Consider the following 26,784-nt stretch of genomic DNA (forward strand, 5'->3'; position numbering starts at 1 on the left):
TGCGGCGAGTTGCCGTTTTCCTTCGGCCGGTTGATACTCGCTCCATGTCGCTCAATCCCGTATTCTATGATGCAAGCGGCCGTCGTCGTCGGCGGTTCACCTTTGGCGTCGCGGCGTTCATCGCGCTGCTGCTGCTGTCGATCGCGATGTTCGCCGTCTCGATCGGTGCGGTGCCGACTGCGCCGCTGCTCCCGATCGAGCCCGAGCATCCCGCGCTCCACAAGCTGCCCGCACCGCGCGGCGGTATCCTCCGCGAGACCCGTCGCGACCTGAATTACTACGCCAAGCAGCTGTTCGGGACGAGCGCGGCCAAGCCCGGTGTCGGCAATGGCGCCAACCCTACACTCGCGATCGCCTTCCACGCGCCCTGGGACGAGGCGAGCACCGCCAGCCTCGCGCGGCACGTCGAGCAGCTCGACTGGCTGATCCCCGGCTGGGTCTCGATCACCGGCAAGGATCACCACATAACCGTGTTCCGCGATCAGGCCGGTCGCGACATCCTCAACAAAGCGGTCCACCGTCCGATGATCCTGCCGATGGTGCAGAACGCGGTCGACGGGAAGTGGGATGGCGCGGGCAGCGCTGCTCTGTTCGCCGATCCGAAGGCCCGCGCAGCGTTCCTCGACAAGCTCGTGCCGTTCCTCAGCGCGAACCATGCCGGCGGCGTATTCTACGATTTCGAGGACCTGCCCGCATCGGCCCAGCCCAACTACCGCGCCTTCCTCGCCGAGACGCGCGCGCGCTTTGCGCCGGGCGGTTGGGTCGTCGCGATCGCGGCGCCGGTCGCCAACCCCGACTGGAACCTGCCCGCGTACGCCAAGGTGACCGACAAGGTCTTCCTGATGGCGTATGACGAGCACGAGACGAGCGGCGCGCCCGGACCGATCGCGTCACAGCGTTGGTTCGCCCGCATGGTCGCCGACGCTGCGCGCGGGATTCCCCCCGCCAAGTTGGTCGTCGCGATTGGCTCCTACGCGTATGATTGGCACGCCGGCGCGGACAGCGGCAACGGCGATGCGCTCGACGTCGAGGAGGCATGGCAGGCCGCGGCGGACTCGGGGACCGTACCGACTTTCGACAAGACCAGCGGGAACAGCAGCTTCGCCTATTCCGAGGGCGGCGTGCAGCATCAGGTCTGGCTGCTCGACGCGGCGTCTGCCTATAACCAGATCGCGTTCCTGCAAAAGGCGGGTCTCGGCAGCGTGGCGCTCTGGCGTCTCGGCTCCGAGGATCCCGGGCTCTGGTCGATCTGGGGCCGCGATCATCGCAAACTACCGATCCCCGACGCCATCGATAACATGCCGGCCGGCACCAATGTCGATATCGAGGGCAGCGGCGAAATCCTCAAGATCGCCGCCGAGCCCGTCACCGGCATTCGCGACGCGGTGCCGGCGAAGGACGGCACGATCGCCGACGTCAACTTCACGCGGATGCCGTCGCCCTATGTCGTGGTGCGGACCGGCTATCGTCCGAAGCAACTGGCGCTGACGTTCGACGACGGGCCCGATCCCGAATGGACGCCGCAGATCCTCGACATCCTCAAGCGCGAGCATGCGCCCGCGACGTTCTTCGTCATCGGCGAGAACGCGCTGACCGAGCGGCCTTTGCTCCAGCGCATGGTCGACGAAGGCCATGAGATCGGCAGCCACACCTATACGCATCCGAACCTCGCCAACGTCTCGCAGCGTCAGGTGAAATACGAGCTGAACACCACGCAGCGGCTGTTCCAGGCGTTCACCGGGCGTTCGCTCCGCCTGTTCCGCGCACCCTATTTCGGCGATGCCGAGCCGAGCACCGCGGACGAGATCCTGCCCGCGCTCGAAGCACAGCAGCGCGGCTATATTTCGGTCGGTCTCCACGTCGATCCCGACGACTGGAAGCGGCCCGGTGTGCAGGCGATCATCGACCGGACCATTGCTGGCGTCGAGGCGGGCAATCCCGAGCGCAGCGGCAACGTCATCTTGCTCCACGACGCCGGCGGCAACCGCGCCGAGACCGTCGCCGCGCTGCCGATCATCATCGAGCGGTTGCGGGCGATGGGCTACAGCTTCGTCCCCGTCTCGACCCTCGCCGGGCTGTCGCGCAACCAGTCGATGCCCGTGATCTCGTCGAGCGACCGCGTCGCCGCGGTCGCCGATCTCGCGCTGTTCAGCACGCTCGGCGGTATCGTCGTTGCACTCCGCTGGATCTTCGGCATCGCGATCACGATCGGCATCATCCGCGCGCTGGCCCTGTCGGCGCTCGCGCTGATCCAGGCGCGGCGCGAGTTGAAGACGGTGTTCCCGGCGATCGACCCGTCGCGGTTCGTCACCGTGATGATCCCGGCGTTCAACGAGGAGCGCGTGATCGTCCGCGCCGTGGAGGGCGTGCTGGCGTCGAACGACGTCGCGATCGAGGTCATCGTCATAGACGACGGATCGAGCGACGGCACCAGCCGCGTCGTCGCCGAGGCGTTCGCCGGCGACGACCGGGTCCGCCTGCTGACGCTGGAGAATGGCGGCAAGGCGCGCGCGCTCAACCGCGGGCTCGAACTCGCGCGTGGCGAGATCGTGATCGCGCTCGACGCCGATACGCAGTTCGAGCCGATGACGATCGCCCGCCTCGCGCGGTGGTTCGACGATCCCAAGCTTGGTGCGGTCGCGGGTAACGCGAAGGTAGGCAACCGCGTCAACCTGATCACAAAATGGCAAGCGCTCGAATACATTACCGCTCAAAACCTCGAACGGCGTGCGCTCGCACGCCTGAACGCGATGACCGTCGTGCCGGGCGCGGTCGGCGCGTGGCGTCTGGAAGCGATCCGCAGCGTCGGCGGCTATCCGGACGATACGCTTGCGGAGGACCAGGACCTCACGATTGCGATCCAGCGCCATGGCTGGAAGGTGCAGTACGACCAGTTCGCGATCGCCTGGACCGAGGCGCCCGAGACGATGCGCGCGCTCGCCAAACAGCGTTTCCGCTGGGCGTTCGGGACGTTGCAGTGCCTCTACAAGCATCGCTCGGCGATCGGGAGCTCCCATCCGCGCGGGCTCGGTTGGGTCGGGTTGCCGCAGGCGATCGTGTTCCAGATCGTGCTCGCGTCGATCTCGCCGATCATCGATCTCGCGCTGCTCGTCAGCTTCGCTTCGACCTATGTCGCAGTGCAGGCGCATGGCTGGGAGCAGACGAGCCACGACGTCTATACGATGCTCGCCTATTGGCTGATCTTCACCGCGATCGACCTGCTGGCAGCGACGATCGCGTTCGCGCTGGAGCGTAAGGAACGCTGGCGGTTGCTCTGGCTGCTGATCCCGCAGCGGATCGGCTATCGGCAGGTGATGTATTACGTCGTCCTGAAGGCGATCGCGCAGGCGTTGCGGGGGCCGCTGGTCGGCTGGGGCAAGCTGGCGCGGACCGGGCGGGTTACGGCTAACTAGGCGCGCAACGTATCGAACCGGCTGGCGTTATGGCCCAGCGCTATATATCGGTACGCGCAGAGTTCGAGGGGCAAGCAGTATGCGGTATCTGACGTCGGCAATGGTGATGGCGGTCAGTCTTGGGGCGTCGGGTGCCCAGGCACAACAGCGCCCTCCGTTGGTGCTGGCCGCAGCTTCGTTGCAGGAGTCGCTGACCGCCGCCGCCGATGCATGGGCGAAGAAGGGCCATGTGAAGCCGACGATTTCGTTCGCGGCATCGTCGGCTCTCGCGCGGCAGGTCGAGTCCGGTGCGCCGGCGGATTTGTTCGTGTCGGCGGACGAGGATTGGATGAACGCACTCGCCGCGAAGAACCTGATCGTCGCCAGCACCCGCGTCACTTTCCTTGGCAACCGCCTCGTCGTCGCGGCGCCGGCGGGTAGCAAGGTAAGAATCCCGGTGCGCCCGCCCGCTGCGCTCGTTCGCGTATTGACGGCAGGGCCATTGGCGATGGCGGATACCGCGGTCCCGGCCGGCAAATACGGCCAGGCGTCGCTGGAGAAGCTCGGCGTCTGGGCGAAGGTATCGCCAAAAGTGGTGCGTGCGGAGAACGTCCGCGCGACGCTGGCGCTGGTCGAGCGTGGTGCGGCGCCGCTCGCGATCGTCTACGCGACCGATGCCAAGGCGTCGGCGAAGGTTCGTATCGCCGGCGTCTTCCCGGAGACAACGCATCCCGCGATCACTTATCCGATCGCGCGGCTGAAGACGTCGACGAACCCGGAGGCCGAGGGCTTCCGCCGTTTCCTCTTCTCGCCTGCGGGCAAGGCGATCTTCGTCCGCTACGGCTTCTCCGCGCGCTAGTGCTCGACGCGACCGAATGGGGGATCGTCGCGCTGTCGTTGAAGGTCGGCGGCGTCGCGATGGCGGTGACCTTGCCGATCGCGTTTGCGCTCGCTTGGCTACTCGCGCGCGTCCGTTTTCCGGGCAAGGTCATTGTCGATGCGGCGATCCATCTGCCGCTGGTCGTGCCGCCGGTCGTGACCGGTTGGCTGCTGTTGCTGGCGTTCGGTCCCAATGGCCCGATCGGCGCGTGGCTCCAGGACTGGTTCGGCGTGACCGTCCTGTTTCGCTGGACCGGCGCGGCGATCGCGGCGGGCGTCATGGCGCTGCCGCTGATGGTGCGCGCGATGCGGATCTCGATCGAAGCGGTCGACAGGCGGCTCGAGAATGCGGCGCGAACGCTAGGTGCGGGGCCGTGGCGCGTGTTCTGGACGTTGACGTTGCCGCTCAGTATCCCCGGCGTGCTGGCCGGCGCGGTGCTCGGGTTCGCGCGATCGATCGGCGAATTCGGCGCGACGATCACCTTCGTCTCCAACGTGGCCGGCGAGACGCAGACCTTGCCGCTGGCGATCTATTCCGCGCTCCAGCAACCCGGCGCCGATGCGCTCGTGTGGCGATTGTCCTGCGTTTCGGTAGGCTTGTCCTTGATCGCTCTGATCGTGTCGGAGCTGTTGACGCGCCGTGCGGGCCGGGGTCTTCATGTCCTTTGAGATCGATATCGAGAAGCGCCTCGGCGATACGCAGGTGTCGTTGACGCTGGAGGCAGGCGAGGGGGCTACGGTGCTGTTCGGCCCGTCGGGCGTCGGCAAGTCGAGCGTTCTCAACATGGTCGCCGGGCTACTCCGTCCCGACCGCGGCCGGATCGCAGTAGATGGCGAAACTCTGTTCGGTAACGGAATTAACGTACCACCCGAGCGCAGGAAAGCCGGGTATGTCTTTCAGGAAGCTCGGCTATTCCCGCACATGCGCGTTCGCGCGAACCTGCTGTACGGCGTCCGCGACAAGGCGGAGCGGTTCGAGGACATCATCGGCTTTCTCGGCATCGGTCATCTGCTCGATCGCTGGCCGCGCACGCTCTCCGGCGGCGAAGCACAGCGAGTGGCGATTGGCCGGGCGCTGCTCAGCCAACCGCGCTTCCTGTTGCTCGACGAACCGCTGTCATCGCTCGATCGTGCACGCCGCGAGGAGGTCATGCTGGCGATCGAGCATATCCGCGACGTCATGCGCTTGCCGATCCTGATGGTCACCCACGATCCTGAAGAGGCTGAGCGGATCGGAAACCGTGTCGTGCGGATGTAGCTCCGCGGAAGACCAGAGCTAAACGAGTTCGAAGCTCTGTTTCTCGCCATTGACAGAACTCGTCGCGACCCAGAGGTCGAACAGGCCCGGTTCGATCACCCAACCGCCGTCACCCCAGAAGCGCAGATCTTCGCGCTTAAGGGTCAATGTCACGAGCTTCGATTCGCCCGGCGCCAGCGACACACGCGCGAACCCCTTGAGTTCGCGGACCGGCCGCGTGCGGCTGGCGACCCGGTCGTGGATGTAGAGCTGCACCACTTCGTCGCCGGCTCGGGCACCGGTGTTCGTAACGGTGGCGGTCACCGTGAGCGCACTGGTCATCCGCGCTGGCACGACGACGTTCGATACCGAAAAGCTGGTGTAACTCAGCCCGTGACCGAACGGATAGAGCGCCTCGTTCTTGGTCTCGCGGTAGCGCGACTTGTATTCTTGGCTGCCCGTATCCGGTGCCGGGCGACCCGTGTTTTTGTGATTGTAGAAATAGGGCTCCTGCCCGCTCTCGTTGGGGAAGCTCGCGGACAGCTTGGCTGACGGGTTGACGTCACCGAACAGAACGTCGGCGATCGAGTGGCCGCTTTCGGACCCGAGAAACCATGTCGCGAGGATCGCCGGTGCGCCCTTGACGGCCCCGTGGAGCGCAAGCGCGCGGCCGTGGCGGAGGAGGACGATGATTGGCTTGCCGGTCGCTGCAATGGCTTCGGCGAGCGCCATCTGTGGTGCGGGGATCGTAATTTCGGTACGCGATTGCGCTTCGCCCGACATGAGCTGCGATTCGCCGACCGCAAGCAGGACGATGTCGGCGTTTTGGGCGGCGGCGATGGCTTGAGCGATTCCACCGGGCAGGGGGGCTTCGATTTCCGCCCCCGGCGCCGTCGTGACCGTAAGTCCGCGAGCGCGTAGCCCCTGCGCGATGGAGACGTTGAGCTTTTCGTCAGCCATGAACGCCCAGGTGCCAACGACGTTCTTGCGATCCTCCGCGAACGGACCGATCAGCGCAATGCGGCCGGGGTTCTTCTTCAAGGGCAGCAGGTTACCGTCGTTCTTTAGCAATACGATCGAACGCGCCCCGGCCTCGCGGCTGAGCTTCAGCATGGCGGGCGTCGAGACGCTGCTGCGCTCCGCCTTCTGGCTGACCGAGCGATAGGGATTGTCGAACAGGCCAATCGTGTCCTTCAGGTGCAACACGCGTCGAACGCCTTCGTCGAGCCGCGCGAGCGGGACCTCGCCCTTCTCGACGAGGTCGGGGAGCCACAGATTGAACAGGTTGGACTGCATGGCCATGTCCATCCCCGCCATGAACGCTTTCTTGGCGGCGTCGCGGCCATTGGCGGCGTACCCGTGTGCGATCAGTTCCTCGTCCGCGGTATAGTCTCCGACGACCATCCCGCGGAACCGCCATTCGCCGCGCAGCAGGTCGGTCATCAGCCAGTGATTGCCACTGGAAGGAACGCCGTCGATGTCGTTGAACGCACTCATCAAAGTCGCCACGCCAGCATCGACCGCAGCCTTGAACGGCGCGAGATGGACTTCGTGCAGCGTCGCGGGCGATATTTCGGTGAAGTTGTAATCCTGGCCACCGGAAACCGCTCCGTATGCGGCGAAATGCTTTGCACAGGCAACGACGCGCGTGGGGTCGCGAAGATCGTCGCCCTGGAAGCCGCGGACGCGTGCTTTGGCCAGTTCCATGCCGAGATACGGGTCTTCACCAGAGCCTTCCGCGACACGACCCCAGCGTTGATCGCGCGCGACGTCGACCATCGGCGCGAAGGTCCAGTGGATGCCGAGCGCTGTGGTCTCAAGCGCCGCCGCACGTGCTGTACGCATCGCTAGGTCGGGGTCGAACGCGCAGGCTTCTGCGATCGGCAGCGGGTAGGCGGTGCGCAGGCCGTGGATGACGTCGCCAGCGAAGATCAGGGGAATCTTCAAGCGGGTCGCGAGCGCGGCGTCCTGCGCGGCCTTGGCACCGGCATAGCCGACCCCGTTGAAGAGCATGCCGATCTGCCCGGTCTTGATACGAACAAGCTGCTCCGCCGCGCCGCCGGTCGCGAGGCCGGGATTGAAGGGGACGCCGATCGGGCGGATCTGATCCGAGAAGCAACTGAGCTGACCCGCCTTCTCAGAGGGCGTCATCTTGGCGATCAGGCTCTCGATCCGGTCGCTTTGCGCAAACACGGCGGTCGAGCCGAGCGACAGGCCGGCGATGGCCGCGCCGCCGGTCAGCATCTGGCGACGATCTAGAATGGGCGACATATCCTGCTCCTCAGTCTTTGGAGCGGGGTAGTCGCTGGACCGCGGTTCCGCAAACTTGCGAAACCGCGGTCGGGGCGGTTAGCCCAGCGCGCGCGTGAAAAGCCGCGTCAGGCGAGCGGAGAATGCCCGGGCATCGATCGGGCGCTCCCCGTCGGCGATCTGCGCCTCGTCGAACAACAGGTGCGCCGCGTCCTCCCGCAGGGCCGTCTCGTCCTCGCCGAGCGCTGCCAACTTGGCGATCAATGCCGAGCGCGGGTTGATCTCCAGCACCGGCTTGGCCGCCGGCATCGCCTGACCGCTCGCCGCGAGGATGCGTTCGAGCTGGCGGTCCATGCCGCTGTCCGCTGCAACGAGGCAGACCGCGCTGTCGGTCAGGCGCTCGGACGCGCGGACTTCCGAAACGGCATCTGCGAGCGTCGTCTTCACGAATGCAATGAAGTCGGCGACCGCCGGCGTAGCATCGGCGGTCGGTTGCTCGGCACCGTCGACGAGCGGAATCAGGCCGAGATCGGCAGCGCCCTGTGTGACCGACTTGAACGGCTTGCCGTCATGATCGATGCCCGCCGTCACCCAGAAGCCGTCGACCGAGTCCGGCAGCAACAGCACTTCGATCCCACGCGCGCGGAACCCCTCGAGCTGTGGCGAGGCTTCGAGGCGGTCGAGATCGGTACCGACCGCGTAATAGATCGCGGTCTGGTTGTCCTTCATCACCGCGACATAGTCAGCAACCGAACGCCAAGCACCGCCGGACGTCGTGGTCTTGAACCGGGCGAGCTTCAGCAGCGCCTCGCGCCGTTCGAAATCCTCGTACAGCCCCTCCTTCAGGACCGCGCCGAAATTCTCCCAAATTTTCGCATACGCGTCAGGATCGCGGGTCGTGAGCTTCTCGAGTTCGGACAGTACGCGGCCGGTCACGCCCTTGCGGATCGCCGAGAGCATCGGGCTTTCCTGGATCATCTCACGCGAGACATTGAGCGGCAGGTCGGATGAATCCACCAGCCCGCGCATGAAGCGGAGATAGCGGGGCAAGACTTCTGCATCGTCGGTGATGAAGACGCGTTTGACGTATAACTTCATGCGGCCGTTGCGGTCGGGGTCGAACAGGTCGAACGGCTTGGCGCCCGGCACATAGGCGAGCACCGAATATTCGTGCAGCCCCTCGGCACGGTAGTGGAGCGTCAGCGCGGGCTCGTCATACTGGCCGGAGACGCTGCGGTAGAAATCGGCATAGTCCTCGACCGAGATATCCGCCTTCGGCTTGGTCCAGAGCGCGGCGCCGTCGGCGATGTCGACCGGCTCGGCATCGGGCTTTTCGCGCAGCGTGATCGGCACGGGTACGTGGCCCGACTGGTCCTTGATCAGGCGCTCGACCGTGAACCGGTCGGTGTAGGTGGTCGCGTCTTCGAGCAGGTGCAGCACGACGCGGGTGCCGCGGGCAGGGGCGTCGGCGGTCGGCACGTCGGCGATCGTGTAGGTGCCGAGGCCGTCCGACGACCAGAGCGAGGCGGTGTCCGCGCCTGCGCGCCGCGAGATCACGTCGACCTTCGATGCGACCATGAACGCGGAATAGAAGCCGACGCCGAACTGGCCGATCAACTGCGCGCCGTCCGAACCGCTCGACGCGGCGATCCGATCCATGAACGCCTTGGTGCCCGAGCGCGCGATCGTGCCGAGCGCCTCGCCCATGTCCTCGGCAGTCATGCCGATGCCGTTGTCCTCGATCGTCAGCGTCTTGGCGTCGGGATCGAGCGTGATCGCGATCGCCAGCCGGGTCTCGTCGCCAAGCAACTCGGACGCGCTCAACGCTTCATACCGCAGCTTTTCACACGCATCGGCGGCGTTCGAGATCAGTTCGCGCAGGAATACGGTCTTATCCGAATAGACCGAATGCACCATCATGTGGAGCAACCGCGCGACGTCCGCCTCGAAGGCATGGGTTTCGGGCGCGGAGGTTTCAGGTGCTGGGGCGGTTTCAGTGGTCATAGGATGTGACAGGTCTCTTGGTGAAAGGATCAGTCCGAGAATTGGCCGGAGGTCGAGCGGAATTCAAGACCTGGAGGTCCTCCGACAAAGCCGCGGACCGGCGACGGCGGTTTAGTTTCCTAGCAGGAAAGATTTCATTTGCGTTACATGCTGAAGCAATGTTCAATCCGGATCGTTCAGTCAAAAGATGCAACGTGTCGGATTGCTGCGCGGAAAGGAACTATGTGTTCTTTTCCGTTCCCGGTCTGACGTCCATTGGGATTGATCGGGGGATGATGTTCCTGCGAGGCCGCTGACGGGTTCGACCCGGCGGTGTTCTGACGTTCGGCAAGCCATGGGAAGGCTTGTCGCCTCGGGGGCCTCGATGACTACACACGCCGCGATTACACGCAGGACGATATTGCGACGACTTGGCCTGATGGGAGGGCTGAGCGCCACACTCGGTGCGATGCAGGCGCTGGGATTGACCGAAGGATTGATCGGCACGTCGCATGCCGAAGCGCTCGCCACGCTGACGCCGAATTTGGGCAAGGGAACGCACGTCGTCGTGCTCGGGGCCGGGATCGCCGGGCTGACCGCCGCCTACGAGCTCGAACAGGCTGGCTTCCGGGTCACGTTGCTCGAAGCGCGCGAGCGGGTCGGTGGGCGCGCCTGGACAGTGCGCGACGGCGACAAGATCGAGATGATCGGCGAGCAGACTCAGACTGCCAAATTCTCCGACGGAATCTACTTCAACGCGGGGCCTGCGCGTATCCCGAGCTTCCATCAGGGCCTGATCGGGTACGCTAAGAAGTTCGACGTGCCGCTGGAGGTCGAGGTCAATTCGAGCCGCTCCGCCTATGTAATGGGCGAGAACGGCAGCAAAATCCGGATGCGGACCGCGATCAACGACATGCGCGGCCACATCGCCGAACTGTTGGCGAAGGCGATCAACCAGGGTGCGCTCGACCAGTCTGTGACGGCGGCAGACAAGCAGAAACTCCTGCCGTTCCTCAAGGCATATGGCGACCTCGGCACCGACTATGCGTTTGCGGGGACCGAGCGATCGGGGTTCGGGACTGCACCGGGTGCGGGCGTCTCCTTCTCGTCGGCAGGCAGCGCCGTACCGATGGACCAGTTGCTGGCGAACGAGCGGCTGCCGATGACGCTGTTCGAGGACAATCTCTACATGCAGGCGACGATGTTCGAGCCGGTCGGCGGCATGGACCGGATCCATGCCGGGTTCGATCGCAACCTGCGCCGTCCGGCGATCCGCGGTGCGGAGGTCACCAAGATCCGCCATACCGCGCGCGGCGTCGACGTGATCTACCGCGACAAAGCGAGCGGCGTGGTCGACACCGTGACGGCGGATTACATCATCTGCACGATCCCGTTCCCAGTGCTCGCGACGATCGATACCGACTTCTCGCCCGCGCTGAAGAAGACGATCGCGGGCGTCGTCTACGATCATTCGAACAAGGTCGCGTTCGAGAGCCCGCGTTTCTGGGAACGCGAACAGATCTATGGTGGCATCTCGTTCGTCGGCGGCCCTACCACGCTGATCTGGTACCCATCGGCAGGGCTGCACTCTGCCCGCGGCATGATCCTGGGCTGTTATTCGTCGGGACCCAATGCCGCCGCGTTCGCCAAGCGGCCGATCGCCGAGCAGATCGCGTTCTCGCGCGGGGTGATCGACCGGCTGCATCCGGGGCATGGCGGCGATCTGGTCAACGGCATCGCGGTGAACTGGCACAAGATCCCGTACAGCCTGGGGCCGTGGCCCGACTGTAATGCGGGCAGCGCGAACGGCCGGCAGGAGGGGCATATCGACACGCCCGAGTTCCGCCTGCTTCAGAAGCCCGACGGCCGCGTCTATTTCGCGTCCGCCGCGCTCAGCCAGACTCCGGGCTGGCAGGAGGGCGGCATCCAGTCCGCCCAGGGCCAGGTCATGGCGCTGGCCAGGCGGGTTGCGGCGCAAGGCGCTAACCGGGCCGCATTGGGGGCGGACCGCTCGCGACGCGCGGCATGACGTGGACGTTCGGCCCGACAGGATCGAAGGGTGAGTATTCCGCCCGCGAGACCGTCAGCTTCGAAGAGATCGGGCGCGGTGCCAAACCGTGCCGCGCCCGAACCATTCGCATCCGCAACGGGGAGAGAAACACATGACGATCAAGACGAACTCCATCGCGCTGGCCGTGGCGACCTGCACAATGCTCGCCTTGCCTGGCTTGGCGATGGCCGCCGATACCAAGTCGGCGATCGTCCGGCACGCCAACACGCCGCCCGGACTGATCCTGCAGGGCGTCACCGTGCCGGCGGGTGCGAAGATGCTGTATCTTAGCGGGCAGCTGGCGGCGCCTATCGATCCGGCGAGCAAGACGCCGTCGGCACAAATGACGACCGCCGATTTCGGCGATACCAAGACGCAGACGATCAGCGTCTTCAGCAAGATCAAGGCGATACTCGCGGCGCAGGGCTATGCGATGAGCGACATCATCAAGCTCACCGTGTTCGTCGCGGGCGATCCGAAGCTTGGCGGCAAGATGGATTTTGCGGGCATGAACGACGCGTTCAAGATGTATTTCGGGACGGCGGAGAACCCTAACACCGTCGCGCGATCGACCGTTCAGGTCGCAGCGTTGGCGGGGCCGGCATTCCTGGTCGAGATCGAGGCGACGGCGGCGAAATAATTTCGAGCGAAAATGGCCTCGTGTTCGCTTTCGATATCAGGTGCTTGGTCCGATCGCTCGGATCGTCGAGCGCGACGAGCGACTGGATCGAGGCCAGATCGGATGCGTAACGAATTGACGCTCGGGGCGGTGCGTGGGACGATGTCGAACACACCGGATCGGAGACCGCCATGCTCGTCCCCCAGATCGTTCACGGACTGATCCTCGCCTTTGTCATCGGCATGGTCGCGGGGTTGCGCGCGATGCTGGCGCCTGCCGCGGTAGCCTGGGCCGCGAGCAAGGGGACGTTGCCGTTGCAGGGGACATGGCTCGCGTTCCTTGGCTACCGGTTCACGCCGTGGATTTTCACGCTGCTCGCGGCCACCGAACTCGTCACGGATCAGCTGCCGTCGACGCCCAGCCGCAAGGTGCCGCCGCAGTTCGTCGCGCGGCTGCTCACGGGCGGGGTGTCGGGCGCTGCCGTGGGGTACGGCATCGGTGCGCCGTTGCCGGGGATCGTTCTCGGGATCGTCGGTGCGGTCTTCGGAATTTATGGCGGCGCGGCCTTGCGCGCGCGACTGGCGGCAACGTTCGGCAGCGATCGACCGGCCGCGCTGATCGAGGATGCGGTCGCGATCCTCCTGGCGGTGCTGGTGGTGCTGTCGATCTGATGCGGACTTTCGACGCGATCATCATCGGTGCCGGGCAGGCCGGACCACCGCTGGCAGGCCGCCTGACTGCCGCGGGCATGACGGTCGCGCTGATCGAGCGGAAGCTGGTCGGCGGAACCTGTGTCAATACCGGCTGCATGCCGACCAAGACGCTGGTGGCGAGTGCCTATGCCGCGCACTTGGCACGACGCGCGGCGGATTTCGGCATCGCGACCGGCGATGTCACGGTCGACATGCCCGCCGTTGCGGCGCGTGCGCGCAAGGTCGTGATGGACGCGCGATCGGGCAACGAGCGCTGGCTCGAGGGTATGGCCGGGCTCACCTTCCTGCGCGGCCACGCCCGCTTCACCGGACCGCGGACGATCGCCGTCGACGGTGAGGAGATGACCGCGCCGCGCATATTCCTCAACGTCGGCGGGCGGGCGATCGTGCCCGACATGCCCGGTGTCGGCGACGTGCCGCATCTCGACAATACCGACATGGTCGCGCTGGAGCAGGTTCCCAAGCATCTCGTCGTCGTCGGCGGGAGCTATGTCGGGCTCGAGTTCGCGCAAATGTATCGCCGATTCGGCGCCGCGGTGACCGTGGTGGAGCGCGGCGAACGGCTGATTGCGCACGAGGATGCCGATGTGTCGGACGCCGTGCGCGGCATATTGGAAGATGAAGGAATCACGGTGCGGACGGGCGCGAACTGCATCGCCTTCGCGCGTCATGCGGACGGCGTTGCGGTATCGGTCGATTGCCGCGCGGGCGATCCGAAGGTGATCGGGAGCCACGTGCTGCTCGCGGTTGGCCGGCGCCCCAATACCGACGACCTCGGCCTCGATCTCGCCGGGATCGCGACCGACGCGAAGAGCTATGTCACCGTCGACGACATGCTGCAGACCAATGTGCCGGGGGTCTGGGCGCTGGGCGATTGCAACGGGCGCGGCGCGTTCACCCACACGGCGTATAATGATTTCGAGATCGTTGCGGCGAACCTGCTCGATCATGACGACCGGACGCTGAGCCAGCGGCTGGTCGGCTATGCGCTCTATACCGATCCGCCGCTCGGCCGGGTCGGGATGACGCAGGCGGAGGCGGAGAAGACCGGGCGGCCGATCCTGGTCTCGAAGCGGCCGATGACCCGCGTCGGGCGCGCGGTCGAAAAAGGCGAGACGAAGGGGTTCATGAAGATCGTGGCGGATGCGGAAACACAGCGGATATTGGGGGCGGCGATCCTCGGCACCGGTGGCGACGAAGCGATCCACGGGATCCTCGACATGATGAACGCCGACCAGCCGGTGGCCGCGCTGCGCTGGGCGGTTCCGATCCATCCGACCGTGTCCGAACTGATCCCGACGCTGTTGCTCGGGCTCGAACCAGTGGCGCAGACATGAGCGATCCCGGCGCGCGCGATCACCAGATGTTCCCGGTGCTCAACGCGGAACAGCTTCAGACGGCAAAGCGCTTTGCGAGCGGTCCGGCGCGCGTGTTTGCCGCCGGCGAGCAGGTCTATGCGATCGGCGAGCACGGCGTCGCGGCATGGCTCGTGCTCGAAGGAACGATCGACGTCGTCCGTCGCGACGGGCTCAGTCACGAGGCACCGATCACCACGCACGGCCCGGGGCAGTTGACGGGCGAGGTCAACCAGCTTGCCGGACGCCCGACGATCGCGGGCGGCACTGCCGGACCCCAAGGCTGTACCGCGCTGCCGTTCGATCCGGCGCATCTGCGCGCGCTGATGGTCGGCTCGGCGGACGTCGGCGAGATCGTGATGCGCGCGTTGATTCTGCGCCGCGTCGGGTTGATCGAGCAGGGGAGCGGGGGGACGGTGATCGTCGGCCTGCCGGACAGTCCCGACGTCGTCCGGCTACAGGGGTTTCTCACGCGATCGGGCTTTCCGAACATCGTCCTCGATGCGGCATCGGACGATGAGGGGCGTGCGCTGGTCGAGCGGACCGGTGTCGCGTCGAGCGATCTGCCGCTCGTGGTCTGTCCCAACGGTACGGTGCTCAAAAGGCCGTCTGATATCGAGGTCGCGGCCTGCCTCGGGATCACGCCGGAGCTCGATCCCGACACCGTGTACGACGTCGCGATCGTCGGTGCGGGGCCGGCGGGGCTGGCGGCGGCGGTGTATGCGGCGTCCGAGGGGTTGTCGGTGATCGTGCTCGACGAGCGTGCGATCGGCGGGCAGGCGGGGGCGTCGGCGCGGATCGAGAATTACCTGGGCTTCCCGACCGGCATTTCGGGGCAGGCCTTGGCCGGGCGCGCATTCAATCAGGCGCTGAAGTTCGGTGCGGAGATCGCAATCCCGTTGACCGTGGAACATCTCGATTGCGACGAGGATCGGCCCGCGGGTGACCCACTCGCGCTCGAGCTGCCGGGCGATCGACGCGTTCAGTCGCGCACCGTGATCGTCGCATCGGGCGCGCGGTATCGGCGGCCGGACATTCCGGACCTTGCCGAGTTCGAAGGCGCCGGCGTATCCTATTGGGCATCGCCGATCGAGGCGCGGTTGTGCGAGGGCGAGGAGATCGCGCTGGTCGGTGGCGGCAACTCGGCCGGGCAGGCGGTGGTGTTCCTCGCACCGCGCGTGAAGCACCTGCACCTGATCGTCCGCCGCCCGCTGGCCGCGACGATGTCGAAATATTTGATCGACCGCATCGCCGCGCTGCTCAACGTGACGATCCGCGTCGGCACCGAGATCGTCGGGCTGGAGGGTGAGCGCGCAACCGGGCTCACGGCGGCGATCTTCCGCCAACGCAGCGACGGCGCGGAGACGCGGTGCGCGATGCGACACCTGTTCCTGTTCATCGGCGCAGACCCCAACGCGGGCTGGCTGAAGGGCTGCGTCGATACGGACGAGAAGGGGTTCATCGTCACCGGCGCCGCCGCGCTGCCGTTGCAGACGAGCCGCGCAGGCGTGTTCGCGATCGGCGACGTCCGCGCCGGCTCGACCAAGCGCGTCGCGGCGGCGGTCGGCGAAGGCGCTGCGGTGGTCGCGCAGATCCATACGGTTTTGGCCGACATGGCGGAAAGGCACGCGGAATGAGCTACGGTTGCACGCATATGGATACGGTCCGCGACGTTACGCCGAGCGCGAAGGGGTGCGAGGAGTGCCTCCGGATCGGCAGCGAGTGGGTGCATCTGCGGCTGTGCCGCGAATGCGGTCATGTCGGCTGTTGCGACGACTCCCCGCACCGCCACGCGACCGCACACTTCCACGCGACACGGCACCCGATCATCGAGGGGTACGACCCGCCGGAGGGCTGGGGCTGGTGTTTCGTCGACGAGACGATGGTGGATCTGCCGGACCAGACGCCGCAGGTTGGGCCGATCCCGCGCTATGTTTAAGGGGGGGGCGATTGTGGTCGTAGCGGTGTGATTCGGCACTATGAGGTACCCTGCGCGCAAGAAAGTTTAGGACGAACTGGCCACAGGTACACCACCCCGGCGAAGGCCGGGGCCCAGTTGGCATGGCCTGAGTGACAAAGCGCAAACCTACATCACCGACGTTTCCCAACTGGGCCCCGGCCTCCGCCGGGGAGGTGCCTAGGAACGAGGCGTCCGTCATGCTGATTAATCGGAACTCCGCACGGTTTCGAGCTAGCGCTGCTATCGTGCCGCGCTACGTCACATATTCCTCCACGCTTGCCTCACCACATACGGACAGGTAGCCGCCGCCAATCGGTAAAGGCGTGAGTGATCGAAATGCGGCGTTTGATGATGGGCTTCGTAGCCATTGCGGCCTTGGCGACTGCGGGAACGGCGCAGCCGGCGAGGCGGCAGGTACAGCACGCCGAACCGGGACCCAAACCAGGCATGGTTCGCGTCCGCCTAGTCACGTCGGAGGGGCCGATCCTGCTGGCGCTCGACGCCCGCCACGCACCGAAGACCACCGCGAATTTCCTCGCCTATGTCGATGACGGTCGGTTCGACGGGACCGATTTCTACCGCGCCAGCCGCCAGAAGTCCGCGCCGAAGCTCGGCTTCATCCAGGCCGGCATCCGCACCGATGCGCGGCGGATCCTGCCGCCGTTTCCACTCGAGACTACCGCGATGACCGGGATCAAGCATCTCGACGCGACGATCTCGATGGCGCGCGGGATGACGCCGGCGTCGGCGGGCGGGAATTTCTTCATCACAGTCGGGCCGGCGCCGGCGATGGACGCGCGCGCGGGCTATCCGGGCTATGCGGCGTTCGGGCATGTCGTCGCGGGCATGGACGTGGTGAAGCGCATCCTTGCCAAGCCGACCGGCGGCGGGATGGATGCATTCAAGGACCAGATGATCCTGAAGCGTGTCGCGCTGGTGAGTGCTCGGCGTTTGGATGGGGTGGTGAAGCCGACGGGGCTGCCGCGGGCGTGGCTGATCGAGACGAGGCCGCAGCCGCGGAAGTGAGGGGCTGGAGGGCGATCTGGACCTTGCTTAGCACGTGGACTGTGCGACTCTTACTCTAGTCCGAGGAAGCGTTGGTCCCATTGCAGGCTTCTGTCGCAAACTCGGTCGCCGTCGACGTGCACCGCCCCGGCGAAGGCCGGGGTCCAATTGGAAAGGTCGGAGTAACGATGCTCGGCCTCAGTTAGCGGCATCCCCCAATTGGGCCCCGGCCTTCGCCGGGGTGGTGTTTTGTCTTGGCAGGGTCATAAGTCAGTTGCCACAACCCTCTGTTCTACCGCGAAGGCGCGAGCTCAGGGTAACGAATGCAGGTATTCGTGGCTCCTGGCCCCCCGCCTTCGAGGGGGAACGAAACGGCTTAGGCAGTGAGGCTCAACGCAACCGCTTCCGCGACCTTGATGCCGTCGACCGCGGCGGAAAGAATACCCCCCGCATAGCCTGCGCCTTCGCCGGCCGGGAAAAGCCCCGCCGTGTTGAGGCTCACGAAATCATCGCCGCGCGTGATCCTGACCGGCGACGAGGTGCGCGTCTCGACCCCTGTGAGCACCGCGTCGGGATGGTCGTAGCCGGGGATCTCGCGTCCGAATGCAGGCAAAGCCTCGCGCAGCGCAGAGATCGCGAACTCGGGCAGGCACTCCGACAAGTCAGTCATATGGACGCCCGGCTTGTACGACGGGATCACTGAGCCTAGCGCGGTCGACGCGCGCCCCGCGAGCAGGTCGCCGATACGTTGCGCGGGCGCCTTGTAGTTCGAGCCGCCGGCGACATAGGCGCGCGATTCCCAATGGCGTTGCAGCTCGATCCCGGCGAGCGGGTGGCCGGGATAGTCGCGCTCGGGGTCGATGCCGATGACGATCCCCGAGTTCGCGTTGCGTTCGTTACGCGAATATTGGCTCATGCCGTTGGTCGCGACGCGGCCCTCCTCTGAGGTCGCGGCGACGACGGTGCCGCCTGGGCACATGCAGAAGCTGTAGACCGTGCGCCCGTTCTTGCAGTGGTGCGACAGGCTGTACGCCGCCGCGCCGAGGTCAGGGTGACCCGCGCACGGCCCGAACCGCGCTTCGTCGATCCAAGATTGCGGGTGTTCGATGCGGACGCCGATCGAGAACGGCTTGGCCTCGACGTAGACGCCCTTGGCATGCAGCATCTCGAACGTGTCGCGCGCGCTGTGGCCGACCGCGAAGACGACGTGGTTGGCTTCGAGATAGTCGCCGGTGCTGAGATGAAGACCGCGAAGCTGGCGAGTGCCGGCCTCCTCGACGATGTCGAGACCGTCGACGCGCGTCGAGAAGCGGTATTCGCCGCCGAGCGCCTCGATCGTCTCGCGCATGCTCTCGACCATCGTGACGAGACGGAAGGTGCCGATATGCGGATGCGCTTCGGTGAGGATTTCGGGTGGCGCACCGGCTTTCACGAACTCGGTCAGGACCTTGCGGCCCAAGTGGCGCGGGTCCTTGATCTGGCTCCAGAGCTTGCCGTCGGAGAAGGTGCCGGCGCCGCCCTCGCCGAACTGGACGTTCGATTCGGGGTTGAGGACGCTTTTGCGCCAGAGACCCCAGGTATCCTTGGTGCGTTCGCGGACGACCTTGCCGCGGTCGAGGATGATCGGGCGGAACCCCATCTGCGCGAGGATCAGGCCGGCGAACAGCCCGCATGGGCCCGCGCCGACCACCACCGGGCGGGGGCCGGTGTAGCTCGCGCCGCCCTTGGTGACGAAGCGGTAGCCGGTATCCGGCGTGCGCTGGACGTGACGATCCTTGCGGAAGCGGGTGAGGACGGTGTCCTCGTTCTTCAGCGTGACATCGACCGAATAGACGAGCTGGATGTCCATCTTGTCGCGGGCATCGTGCGCGCGTCTGGCGATGGTGTAGCGGATCAGGTCGCGCGGGGTAACGCGCAGGCGGTCGCGGATCGCGGCGGGGAGCGCTTCGTCGGCGTGGTTGAGCGGCAGCTTGAGGTCGGTGATGCGGAGCATGTCGGTCGCTCTAGCGCCGCGCGGCGCGATCCGCCATCGGGAGGACGAGAGGACTTGATCATGCGGACCGACGACGAACAGAATGCCAAGAGCGCCAAGCGCAAGGAGGTCCAGGACCGGATCGTCGCGAGCAAGACGATCGAGAAGGGGCTGATCATCGTCCACACCGGCAAGGGCAAGGGCAAGTCGACCGCCGCGTTCGGCATGGCGGTGCGGATGATCGGGCATGGGCGGAAGGTCGGCATGGTGCAGTTCGTCAAGGGCGCGATGGCGACCGGCGAGAAGACGATCTTCGATGCGTTCCCCGCGCTGTGCGAGTTCAAGCCGATGGGGGAGGGCTTCACTTGGGACACGCAGGACCGCGCCCGCGACATCGCGGTGGCGCGTGAGGCGTGGGACGAGGTGAAGCGGATGATCGCCGATCCGTCCTATGCAATGGTGGTGGCGGACGAACTGAACATCGTGTTGCGCTACGAGTATCTGCCGGTCGACGAGGTGCTGGCGGTGCTGGCGGCGAAGCCGGAGATGACGCATGTCGTGGTGACCGGGCGGAACGCGCCTGATGCGTTGATCGAGGTGGCGGACCTCGTGACCGAGATGACGCAGGTGAAGCATCCGTTTCGGTCGGGCGTGAAGGCGCAGGCGGGCGTGGAGTTCTAGGCGGCTTCCTACTCTACGGTCCGTTACGAGGACCGTCCGTCATCCTGACGAAAGTCAGGCCCCAGAGCCACGAAGGCTGCCGCCCGTTACCCTGGATCCTGACTTTCGTCAGGATGACGGGAGGGCGTGGGGACGGCTGGCGGACTTCTGACCGACGTAGCCGTGTCTTGCGCCGGGTCTTCCTCCCGCCTATCGCTTCGCCCGCGACAGGTTCCCCCGATGCTCACGCCGAGGGGGATGAAAATGGGAACGGGAAACACCCGGCTGCCCCTGCAACTGTACGCGGCGAGCCATTGTGCCTCATGCCATTGGGATGTTCCCGAGAAGGCGGCGCGGACGGCGTTGACCCGCGAGCCAGGAGACCTGCCCGTCGCGGTCGTCTTTCGTCCGGCCAGGGTGCGCCGAACGGACGGGTAACACCCCGAGCGACGACATCGCTTCGCGTCGCGCGAAGGCAGGAGGCGTCCGCTTCTCGCCCTTTGCGCGGTGCGGGACCGACTGTCCGAAGGGGTTCCTATGCCAAGTACACATCATTCCAAGATCGTCCGGGAACGGACATGCTGAAGCCGGTCGAGGACGGCGTCGCGGTGGTCGCGTGCAACACGTGCCGCCATTCCGCCGACGCGCGCGACGACGAGCAGGGCCAGCGTGGCGGCGCGCGGCTGGTCAGTGCGCTGAAGGCAGTGCAGGCGAGCGATCCCGCCTATGCCGACGTAGCCGTGCAGGAAATGCCGTGCCTGTTCGCGTGCCAGGATTTCTGCACCATCCATCTGCGCGCACCCGCCAAGGTCGGCTATGTGCTAGGCCGTTTCGAGCCGACCGAAGACGCTGCCCGTGCGATCCTGGATTACGCACGGCTCTACGGCGAGAGTGCGTTCGGACAGGTGCCGTTCAAACAATGGCCGCAGGGCGTGAAGGGCCATTTCATCACCCGCACGCCGCCTGCCGGGTTCGTCGTGGAATGACTTTTTTTCCGACAGCCGGGGCATTTCTATCATCCTTGAGCGCGTTGCCGCAGCCGGACGAAGCCGCTCGATCGGCGGCAGTGGCGCGGCAGGGGCAACTGACCAAGCCGCCGGGCTCGCTCGGGCGGTTGGAAGAGATTGCCGTCTTCATGGCCGGTTGGCAGGGCCATGAACGCCCGCGGCTCGATCGCGGCCGGGTGGTGATCTTCGCGGGTAATCACGGCATCGTCGATCGCGGCGTCAGTGCGTTTCCGGCCTCCGTCACGGCGCAGATGGTGGCCAATTTCGAACATGGCGGCGCGGCAATCAACGCGCTGTCGCGCGCGGCGGGGCTCGATCTCAGAGTCGTCCCGCTCGATCTCGACCGGCCGACCATCGATTTCACCGTCGCCCCGTCGATGTCGGAGGAGGAATGCCTCGCGGCGATCAACGCGGGCGCCGCCGTCGTTGCGGACGCACCCGATCTGATCGTGCTCGGCGAGATGGGGATCGGCAACTCGACCTCCGCCGCCGCGCTGTGCCTCGCCAGCTTCGATGGATCGGCACGCGACTGGGTCGGGCCCGGTACCGGAGTCGACGACGACGGCATGGCCCGCAAGATCGCGACCGTGGAGGCCGGGCTGGCGCTGCACCGGGACGCACTGAGCACGCCGTTCGAGACGCTACGCCGGCTTGGCGGTCGTGAACTTGCGGCGATCGCAGGCGCGGTCATAGCTGCGCGTCTCGCAGGCGTACCCGTCATGCTCGATGGCTTCATATGCTGTGCCGCGGTCTCGCCGATCGCCGCTGCGTGCCCGGATATTCTCGCGCATTGTCTTGCCGGCCACGTGTCGGCCGAGCCGGGTCATGCGCGATTGTTGCGGGCATTGGACCTCGATCCCCTGTTGTCGCTGGGCATGCGGTTAGGCGAGGGGAGCGGCGCGGCGGTGGCGACGTTGCTCGTCCGCGCGGCGCTGGCGACGCATGACGAGATGGCGACGTTTGCCGAGGCAGGGGTCTCCGTCGCGTGACCGGTTCGCACATGCTGTACCTGATGCGGCATGGCGCGCCCGTCCGCAAAGGCCTGTTGCTGGGGCGAACGGACGATCCGGTGACGGAGGCCGGCGTTGCGGCGTGCGTCCGGCGAGCCGCAGGGCTGAAGGTTGCCGCGATCGTGTCGTCAGACCTGAAGCGTACTCGCGATTGCGCGACGGCGATCGGCAGCGTGCGGGGCATCGTCGGCGAGGTCGATCGACGGTGGCGCGAACTCGACTTCGGAGCGTGGGACGGAATGCGTCCAGCCGATATCGATCCGGCGGCCTTCGCTCGGTTCCACGACGATCCGGACGCTGCTCCGCCGCCGGACGGTGAGCGATGGTCGTCGTTGCTGGACCGGGTCGGCAATGCCTTGGCGGTACTTCCGTCGGTGCCGACGTTGGTCGTCACGCACGGTGGCGCTATCCGGGCGGCGCTCGCGGACCTGTGTGGGTTCGATCGTCGCCGGACATGGGCGTTCGACCTGCCTTATGCCGCGCTTGTGTCGTTGCGGATCTGGCCGGAGCCGGATCGGACGGTGCAGATCGTCGGGCTGGCGACGTGAAGCGGCTGGTCGTCGCGTTCGGTTTCCTGACGCGCCTGCCGATGCCGCGCGTCGAGGCCGGGGCTCCCGACTTTGCCGCGGCGATCCGATACTATCCGCTCGTCGGACTGGCGATCGGCGTGCTCGTCGCCTCGGCGGGACGGGCAGGTGCATCGATCGACCCCTGGACCGGGGCGTGCGCCGCGTTGCTGACGTGGATCGCCGTCACGGGCGCATTGCACCTCGACGGGCTGGCCGATCTCGCCGACGGGCTGGGCGCGGCGCATGGCGATCGGACGCGGTTGCTCGCGGTGATGGCCGATCCGCATATCGGCAGCTTCGGCGTCGTCGCGATCGTCGCTCAGATGACCGCCAAGCTCGTGCTGCTGCACGCGGTCGGGCTGACGGCGTGGTGGCTCATCATCTTGGTGCCGTTTGCGTCGAGGATGGGGCCGCTGGCCTGGGCAGTGCTGTTGCCGCCGATGCGGGTAGGCGGATTGGGCGCTGCGGTCGCCGGCGCAGTCCGATCGCGCGACCTTGTCGGCTGGGGGCTCCTGCTGGCGCTGGCTGCCGTCGCGGTTCCCGCGCTGTTGGCGGTTCCGCTCCTGATACTGGCCGTCGCTGCGTGGTTGCGGCGTACATTAGGGGGCGTGACCGGAGACGCGCACGGGGCGGGGATCGAGCTTGTCGAGACGGGCGTCCTGCTCGCTTTCGCCATCGTCGGTGCGTCAGCCGGCGCGCTGGGCTAGGGCGAGCATCGCATCGAGATCGAGGTGACGTTCGAGCGTCGCGGCGATCGCGTCGAGCGCCGCATCGATCGAGGCAGCATGGTCCGGTCCGACCGCGTCGACGCCGAGCCGCGCCAGCCACGCCGCGCGTTGCTCGGCAAGCCCGAACAGGCCGTGGACGTAGCTGCCGTGGACCAACCCGTCCGCGCTCGTCGCACCCTCCGCGCTGCCGTCGATGCGGTGGCCGACGGGACGGCACAGATCGGTGCCAGTCGTCACGCCCATGTGCATCTCATAGCCTTCGAACCGTGCACCGTTTGCGGTCCCTTCGATCCGCTCGAGCGTTTTGGTCGGCGTCAGGATGGTGTCGATATCGAGCAACCCGAGCCCGGCTATCGAGGTTGCCGCGCCTTCGATACCGTGCGGATCGGCGATGCTCCGACCGAGCATCTGGTACCCCCCGCACAGCCCGAGTACCGGCCTGCCCCGTCGGTGATGCGCGAGGATATCGATGTCCCAGCCTTGTGCACGAAGGAAGGCGAGGTCGGGGATCGTCGCCTTCGATCCGGCAAGGACGATCATGTCCGCCGCAGGGATCGGCGTGCCTGGTGGGACCATCACGAGCGCGACGCCGGGTTCTAGGCGCAGCGGATCGAGGTCGTCGAAATTGGCGATCCGCGGCGTGATCGGGCAGGCGATCGTTACGCGACGGTCGACCGACGCGGAGCGGCGTTCGAGGATCACGGCGTCTTCACTGGGCAGGCGCGCGGCGTCAGTTAGCCAGGGTACCACGCCGTAGCCGCGCCATCCGCTGCGTGCCTCGATCGCCCGATAGCCGTCGTCGAACAGTGCGGGGTCGCCGCGGAACTTGTTGACGAGGAAGCCGTGGATCATCGCCGCGTCGGCAGGGTCGATCACCGCGCGCGTGCCGACGATCGAGGCAATCACCCCGCCGCGATCGATATCGCCGACCAGGATCACGGGGACGTTGGCGGCGCGGGCGAAGCCCATGTTGGCGATGTCGCTTACGCGCAGGTTGACCTCAGCTGGGCTCCCCGCACCCTCGACGACGACGAGATCGCAGCTGGCCGACAGCCGCTCGAAACTGTCGAGCACGTCGACGAGCAGCCCTTCGCGCCCTTCCCGCCACCGCGCGGCGGCGAGCGTTCCGCGGACCTGCCCGCGGACGATCAGTTGCGACGTGCGATCGCCCTGTGGCTTGAGCAGTACCGGGTTCATGTCGACGCTTGGTTCGACCCGACACGCGATCGCCTGCGTGGCCTGCGCGCGGCCGATCTCCCCGCCGTCGGCAGTAACCGCGGCGTTGTTCGACATGTTCTGCGGCTTGAACGGGCGGACCGACAGGCCACGGTTCGCAAACGCGCGGCACAGTCCGGCGACGAGCACCGACTTGCCGACGTCGGAGCCGGTCCCCTGGAGCATCAGAGCCGCCATGCGAGTACTCCGGCGATGACGAGGAGAAGGATGCAGGCCCGGCGATAGATGCCGAGCGCCGCGCGGAGGTCAGTGGCGGATACGTGGGTGCTTCCGTCGCCGATATACGGCTTGGCAGTGACGATGCCGTCATAGGCGATCGGTCCGGCGAGACGAAGGCCGAGCGCGCCGGCCATCGCCGCCTCGGGCCACCCTGCGTTGGGTGAGGCATGGTTGCCGGCATCGCGTGCCATCGTCCGCCAACCGCCCCAGCCGGCAACGCAAAGCAAAACGCCGCTGAGCCGGGCGGGGATGAGGTTGGCGAGGTCGTCGGTCCTGGCCGCCGCCCAGCCGAATGCACGCCACCGGTCCTCGCGGTGCCCGATCAGGCTGTCTGCGGTGTTGATGGCCTTGTACGCCCAGAGGCCGGGCAGGCCGGCGACCAGCAGCCAGAACAGCGGCGCAACGACGCCGTCGCAGACGCTTTCCGCGAGGCTCTCGATCGCGGCGCGCGCGACGCCGGCTTCGTCGAGTGTCGCGACGTCCCGACCGACGATCATAGCGACGCGGGCGCGGGCAGCTTCAAGGTCGCCGGTATCGACGGCGCGCGCGACCGGCACCACATGGTCGTACAGACTCCGGATCGCGAGGCCCGGCGCCGCCATCGCGCCGATCGCGATCCAGGCCATGGGACCAAGAACGAGCCGCGCGAGGGAAGTCGCAGCGAGCGCAACGCCGACCGCCACTGCGATGAGTGCAACGATCGTGACGACACCGGCGGCACGGCGGATCGTGTCCGATAGCGTAGGGCGGTTCCAGCGCGTCTCCGCCCATCCGATCATTCGCGCGAAGCCGCCAACCGGATGACCGATCCGCGCATAGAGCGGCGCCGGCCAGCCGATCGCTGCGTCCATCATGATCGCCAGCACGGCGACTGGCTCAACCACCGCCAAGCGCCTCGTCGAGCCGCGCGAAGGCTTCGTCATCGCCAGGGACGCCCATACGCAGCCAGCGTGTCGAGTGGTCGAACGATCGAGTCAGGATGCCGACCTGTGCAAGCCGTTCGAACAGCGCTGGTGCCGCGTCGTCCTCGATCAGCCGGAACAATGCGCAATCGCCGCGGGCTTGGAGGCCATGACGTGCCAACATCGTGTCGAGCCTCTCTGCGCGTTCGACGATCGAGACCCGCGCGGCAGCGATCCATTCGGCGTCTCGGTAGGCCGCGATGCCATAGGCCACGGCGTGCGCCGATATCGGCCAGCTGCCGAGCCGCCGTCGTATCTCGGCGACGTGCTCCAGCGGCCCGATCATGAACCCGAGCCGCACGCCGGGCAGGCCGAAGAATTTGCCGAACGACCGAAACACGATCGCGCGATCGTCGGGGCCGAGCAGGGGAATGAGGCTAGATCCGGGCGCGACGTCGGCAAACGCTTCGTCCACGATCAGGAAGGCACCGCTGCGGGCGATCGTCAGCAAGCGTTGCGGCGTGTCGCACTGGCCGTCGGGATTGTTGGGGTTGGCCAGCAACAGCGTGCCGTCCGCGAGCGTCCCGATCGCATCCCGCGCTATCGGAACGGCGCCGTCGATCGCTTCGGCATGCGTGGCGTAACTCGGCACGACGAACCGGACGGGGCTAGGCAGGTCCAGTGCAGCCAGCATCCGAAGACCGAGTTCACTGCCGGGCAACGCGACGACCCGGTCCGCGGTCGTACCGAACACCGCCGCCGCCGCCGCTTCCAGATCGGCGATCGCTGCGGGCGAGGGGAGGCTGTGCAGATCGACCGTCGGAACGCGATCGGTAGGCCACGCGCAGGGGTTGATGCCGGTCGACAGGTCGAGCCAGGGTCTCGGCGCATCCGGATAGTGGACGGCGGCGAGATCGATCCGTCCACCGTGGATGCGCAGGGGGTTCATATTGTCTTTCACTCACGCCCGCGGGCTTTCGCTTGATCTTCCGGGCGTCATCGTCATTCCGGGCCCATCGAGCAAGCGTGAAGGAAACG

At 66.5% G+C, this 26,784-nt stretch carries 22 protein-coding genes and 1 riboswitch; of the genes, 16 read left to right on the forward strand and 6 right to left on the reverse strand.

Translation table 11 applies throughout. From position 1 onward, the window contains the following. The first annotated feature begins 44 nt into the window (after positions 1-44). The 4 genes from J4O76_RS11875 (at position 45) to J4O76_RS11890 (ending at position 5,529) form a co-directional block, all read left to right on the forward strand. On the forward strand, positions 45-3,413 hold the full coding sequence (locus J4O76_RS11875) for a polysaccharide deacetylase family protein (RefSeq protein ID WP_426282019.1): 3,369 nt from the start codon (positions 45-47) through the stop codon (positions 3,411-3,413). Positions 3,414-3,492: 79 nt separating this feature from the next. Beyond that, entirely contained in the window at positions 3,493-4,251 is a 759-nt protein-coding gene (modA, locus tag J4O76_RS11880) for a molybdate ABC transporter substrate-binding protein (protein ID WP_426282020.1), read from the forward strand. Continuing rightward, a complete protein-coding gene (modB, locus tag J4O76_RS11885; protein ID WP_426282021.1) occupies positions 4,251-4,940 on the forward strand; it encodes a molybdate ABC transporter permease subunit in 690 nt (229 codons plus the stop codon). The genes modA and modB overlap by 1 nt, the downstream gene beginning before the upstream one ends. After that, on the forward strand, positions 4,930-5,529 hold the full coding sequence (locus tag J4O76_RS11890; protein ID WP_426282023.1) for an ATP-binding cassette domain-containing protein: 600 nt from the start codon (positions 4,930-4,932) through the stop codon (positions 5,527-5,529). The genes modB and J4O76_RS11890 overlap by 11 nt, the downstream gene beginning before the upstream one ends. An 18-nt stretch (positions 5,530-5,547) precedes the next feature. Here the strand turns inward: J4O76_RS11890 and bglX are convergent, their stop codons facing one another. Both bglX and htpG read right to left on the reverse strand, forming a co-directional pair. Next, a complete protein-coding gene (gene bglX, locus J4O76_RS11895; RefSeq protein WP_426282024.1) occupies positions 5,548-7,779 on the reverse strand; it encodes a beta-glucosidase BglX in 2,232 nt (743 codons plus the stop codon). Positions 7,780-7,857: 78 nt separating this feature from the next. Continuing rightward, entirely contained in the window at positions 7,858-9,762 is a 1,905-nt protein-coding gene (gene htpG, locus J4O76_RS11900; RefSeq protein ID WP_426282026.1) for a molecular chaperone HtpG, read from the reverse strand. A gap of 364 nt (positions 9,763-10,126) precedes the next feature. Here htpG and J4O76_RS11905 point away from each other — a divergent pair, with 364 nt between their 5' ends. The 7 genes from J4O76_RS11905 to J4O76_RS11935 all read left to right on the forward strand — a co-directional run bounded on the left by J4O76_RS11905 (position 10,127) and on the right by J4O76_RS11935 (position 17,464). Then, entirely contained in the window at positions 10,127-11,770 is a 1,644-nt protein-coding gene (locus J4O76_RS11905) for a flavin monoamine oxidase family protein (RefSeq protein ID WP_426282028.1), read from the forward strand. 133 nt (positions 11,771-11,903) lie between these two features. Further along, positions 11,904-12,431, forward strand: coding sequence for a RidA family protein (locus J4O76_RS11910; RefSeq protein ID WP_426282029.1), 528 nt, complete (start codon positions 11,904-11,906; stop codon positions 12,429-12,431). A gap of 170 nt (positions 12,432-12,601) precedes the next feature. Then, complete coding sequence (locus J4O76_RS11915) at positions 12,602-13,081, forward strand: DUF4126 domain-containing protein (protein ID WP_426282030.1); 480 nt, start codon at positions 12,602-12,604, stop codon at positions 13,079-13,081. After that, complete coding sequence (locus J4O76_RS11920) at positions 13,078-14,460, forward strand: FAD-containing oxidoreductase (RefSeq protein WP_426282439.1); 1,383 nt, start codon at positions 13,078-13,080, stop codon at positions 14,458-14,460. Before J4O76_RS11915 ends, J4O76_RS11920 begins: the two co-directional genes overlap by 4 nt. Then, positions 14,457-16,115, forward strand: coding sequence for an FAD-dependent oxidoreductase (locus J4O76_RS11925; RefSeq protein WP_426282031.1), 1,659 nt, complete (start codon positions 14,457-14,459; stop codon positions 16,113-16,115). The genes J4O76_RS11920 and J4O76_RS11925 overlap by 4 nt, the downstream gene beginning before the upstream one ends. Then, entirely contained in the window at positions 16,112-16,417 is a 306-nt protein-coding gene (locus tag J4O76_RS11930) for a UBP-type zinc finger domain-containing protein (RefSeq protein ID WP_426282033.1), read from the forward strand. Before J4O76_RS11925 ends, J4O76_RS11930 begins: the two co-directional genes overlap by 4 nt. Positions 16,418-16,786: 369 nt before the next feature. After that, positions 16,787-17,464 carry a peptidylprolyl isomerase gene (locus J4O76_RS11935; protein ID WP_426282034.1) on the forward strand — a complete coding sequence of 226 codons (678 nt, stop codon included), beginning with the start codon at positions 16,787-16,789 and terminating at the stop codon, positions 17,462-17,464. Positions 17,465-17,819: 355 nt separating this feature from the next. Here J4O76_RS11935 and J4O76_RS11940 read toward each other — a convergent pair whose 3' ends face one another. Further along, complete coding sequence (locus J4O76_RS11940) at positions 17,820-19,436, reverse strand: NAD(P)/FAD-dependent oxidoreductase (RefSeq protein ID WP_426282036.1); 1,617 nt, start codon at positions 19,434-19,436, stop codon at positions 17,820-17,822. A gap of 60 nt (positions 19,437-19,496) precedes the next feature. On the opposite strand from J4O76_RS11940, the gene cobO reads away from it, so the two are divergent. From cobO to cobS, 5 genes are all read left to right on the forward strand, one after another. After that, positions 19,497-20,096 (forward strand): cob(I)yrinic acid a,c-diamide adenosyltransferase, encoded by a 600-nt coding sequence (cobO, locus tag J4O76_RS11945; protein WP_426282037.1) that lies wholly within the window; start codon positions 19,497-19,499, stop codon positions 20,094-20,096. Between the two features lie 191 nt (positions 20,097-20,287). Further along, a riboswitch (cobalamin riboswitch) is annotated at positions 20,288-20,481 on the forward strand. A gap of 172 nt (positions 20,482-20,653) precedes the next feature. After that, entirely contained in the window at positions 20,654-21,061 is a 408-nt protein-coding gene (locus tag J4O76_RS11950; protein ID WP_426282039.1) for a DUF1636 domain-containing protein, read from the forward strand. After that, complete coding sequence (gene cobT / locus J4O76_RS11955; RefSeq protein ID WP_426282040.1) at positions 21,058-22,071, forward strand: nicotinate-nucleotide--dimethylbenzimidazole phosphoribosyltransferase; 1,014 nt, start codon at positions 21,058-21,060, stop codon at positions 22,069-22,071. The genes J4O76_RS11950 and cobT overlap by 4 nt, the downstream gene beginning before the upstream one ends. Positions 22,072-22,082: 11 nt before the next feature. Beyond that, a complete protein-coding gene (locus J4O76_RS11960; RefSeq protein WP_426282440.1) occupies positions 22,083-22,640 on the forward strand; it encodes a histidine phosphatase family protein in 558 nt (185 codons plus the stop codon). Beyond that, the gene (gene cobS, locus J4O76_RS11965) at positions 22,637-23,368 is read left to right on the forward strand and encodes an adenosylcobinamide-GDP ribazoletransferase (protein ID WP_426282041.1); all 732 of its coding nucleotides are present in this window, start codon (positions 22,637-22,639) and stop codon (positions 23,366-23,368) included. The genes J4O76_RS11960 and cobS overlap by 4 nt, the downstream gene beginning before the upstream one ends. Here cobS and J4O76_RS11970 read toward each other — a convergent pair. Genes J4O76_RS11970 through J4O76_RS11980 form a run of 3 tightly spaced genes read right to left on the reverse strand, consistent with a single transcriptional unit; the run spans position 23,348 to position 26,695 of the window. Beyond that, positions 23,348-24,802, reverse strand: coding sequence for a cobyric acid synthase (locus tag J4O76_RS11970; RefSeq protein WP_426282042.1), 1,455 nt, complete (start codon positions 24,800-24,802; stop codon positions 23,348-23,350). The two genes, cobS and J4O76_RS11970, sit on opposite strands and share 21 nt — an antisense overlap. After that, entirely contained in the window at positions 24,790-25,728 is a 939-nt protein-coding gene (gene cbiB, locus J4O76_RS11975) for an adenosylcobinamide-phosphate synthase CbiB (protein ID WP_426282043.1), read from the reverse strand. The genes J4O76_RS11970 and cbiB overlap by 13 nt, the downstream gene beginning before the upstream one ends. Beyond that, the gene (locus J4O76_RS11980; protein ID WP_426282044.1) at positions 25,721-26,695 is read right to left on the reverse strand and encodes an aminotransferase class I/II-fold pyridoxal phosphate-dependent enzyme; all 975 of its coding nucleotides are present in this window, start codon (positions 26,693-26,695) and stop codon (positions 25,721-25,723) included. Before J4O76_RS11980 ends, cbiB begins: the two co-directional genes overlap by 8 nt. Between the last annotated feature and the right edge of the window lie 89 nt (positions 26,696-26,784).

Source organism: Sphingomonas sp. NFX23, assembly GCF_049887795.1.
Lineage (GTDB): Bacteria > Pseudomonadota > Alphaproteobacteria > Sphingomonadales > Sphingomonadaceae > Sphingomonas.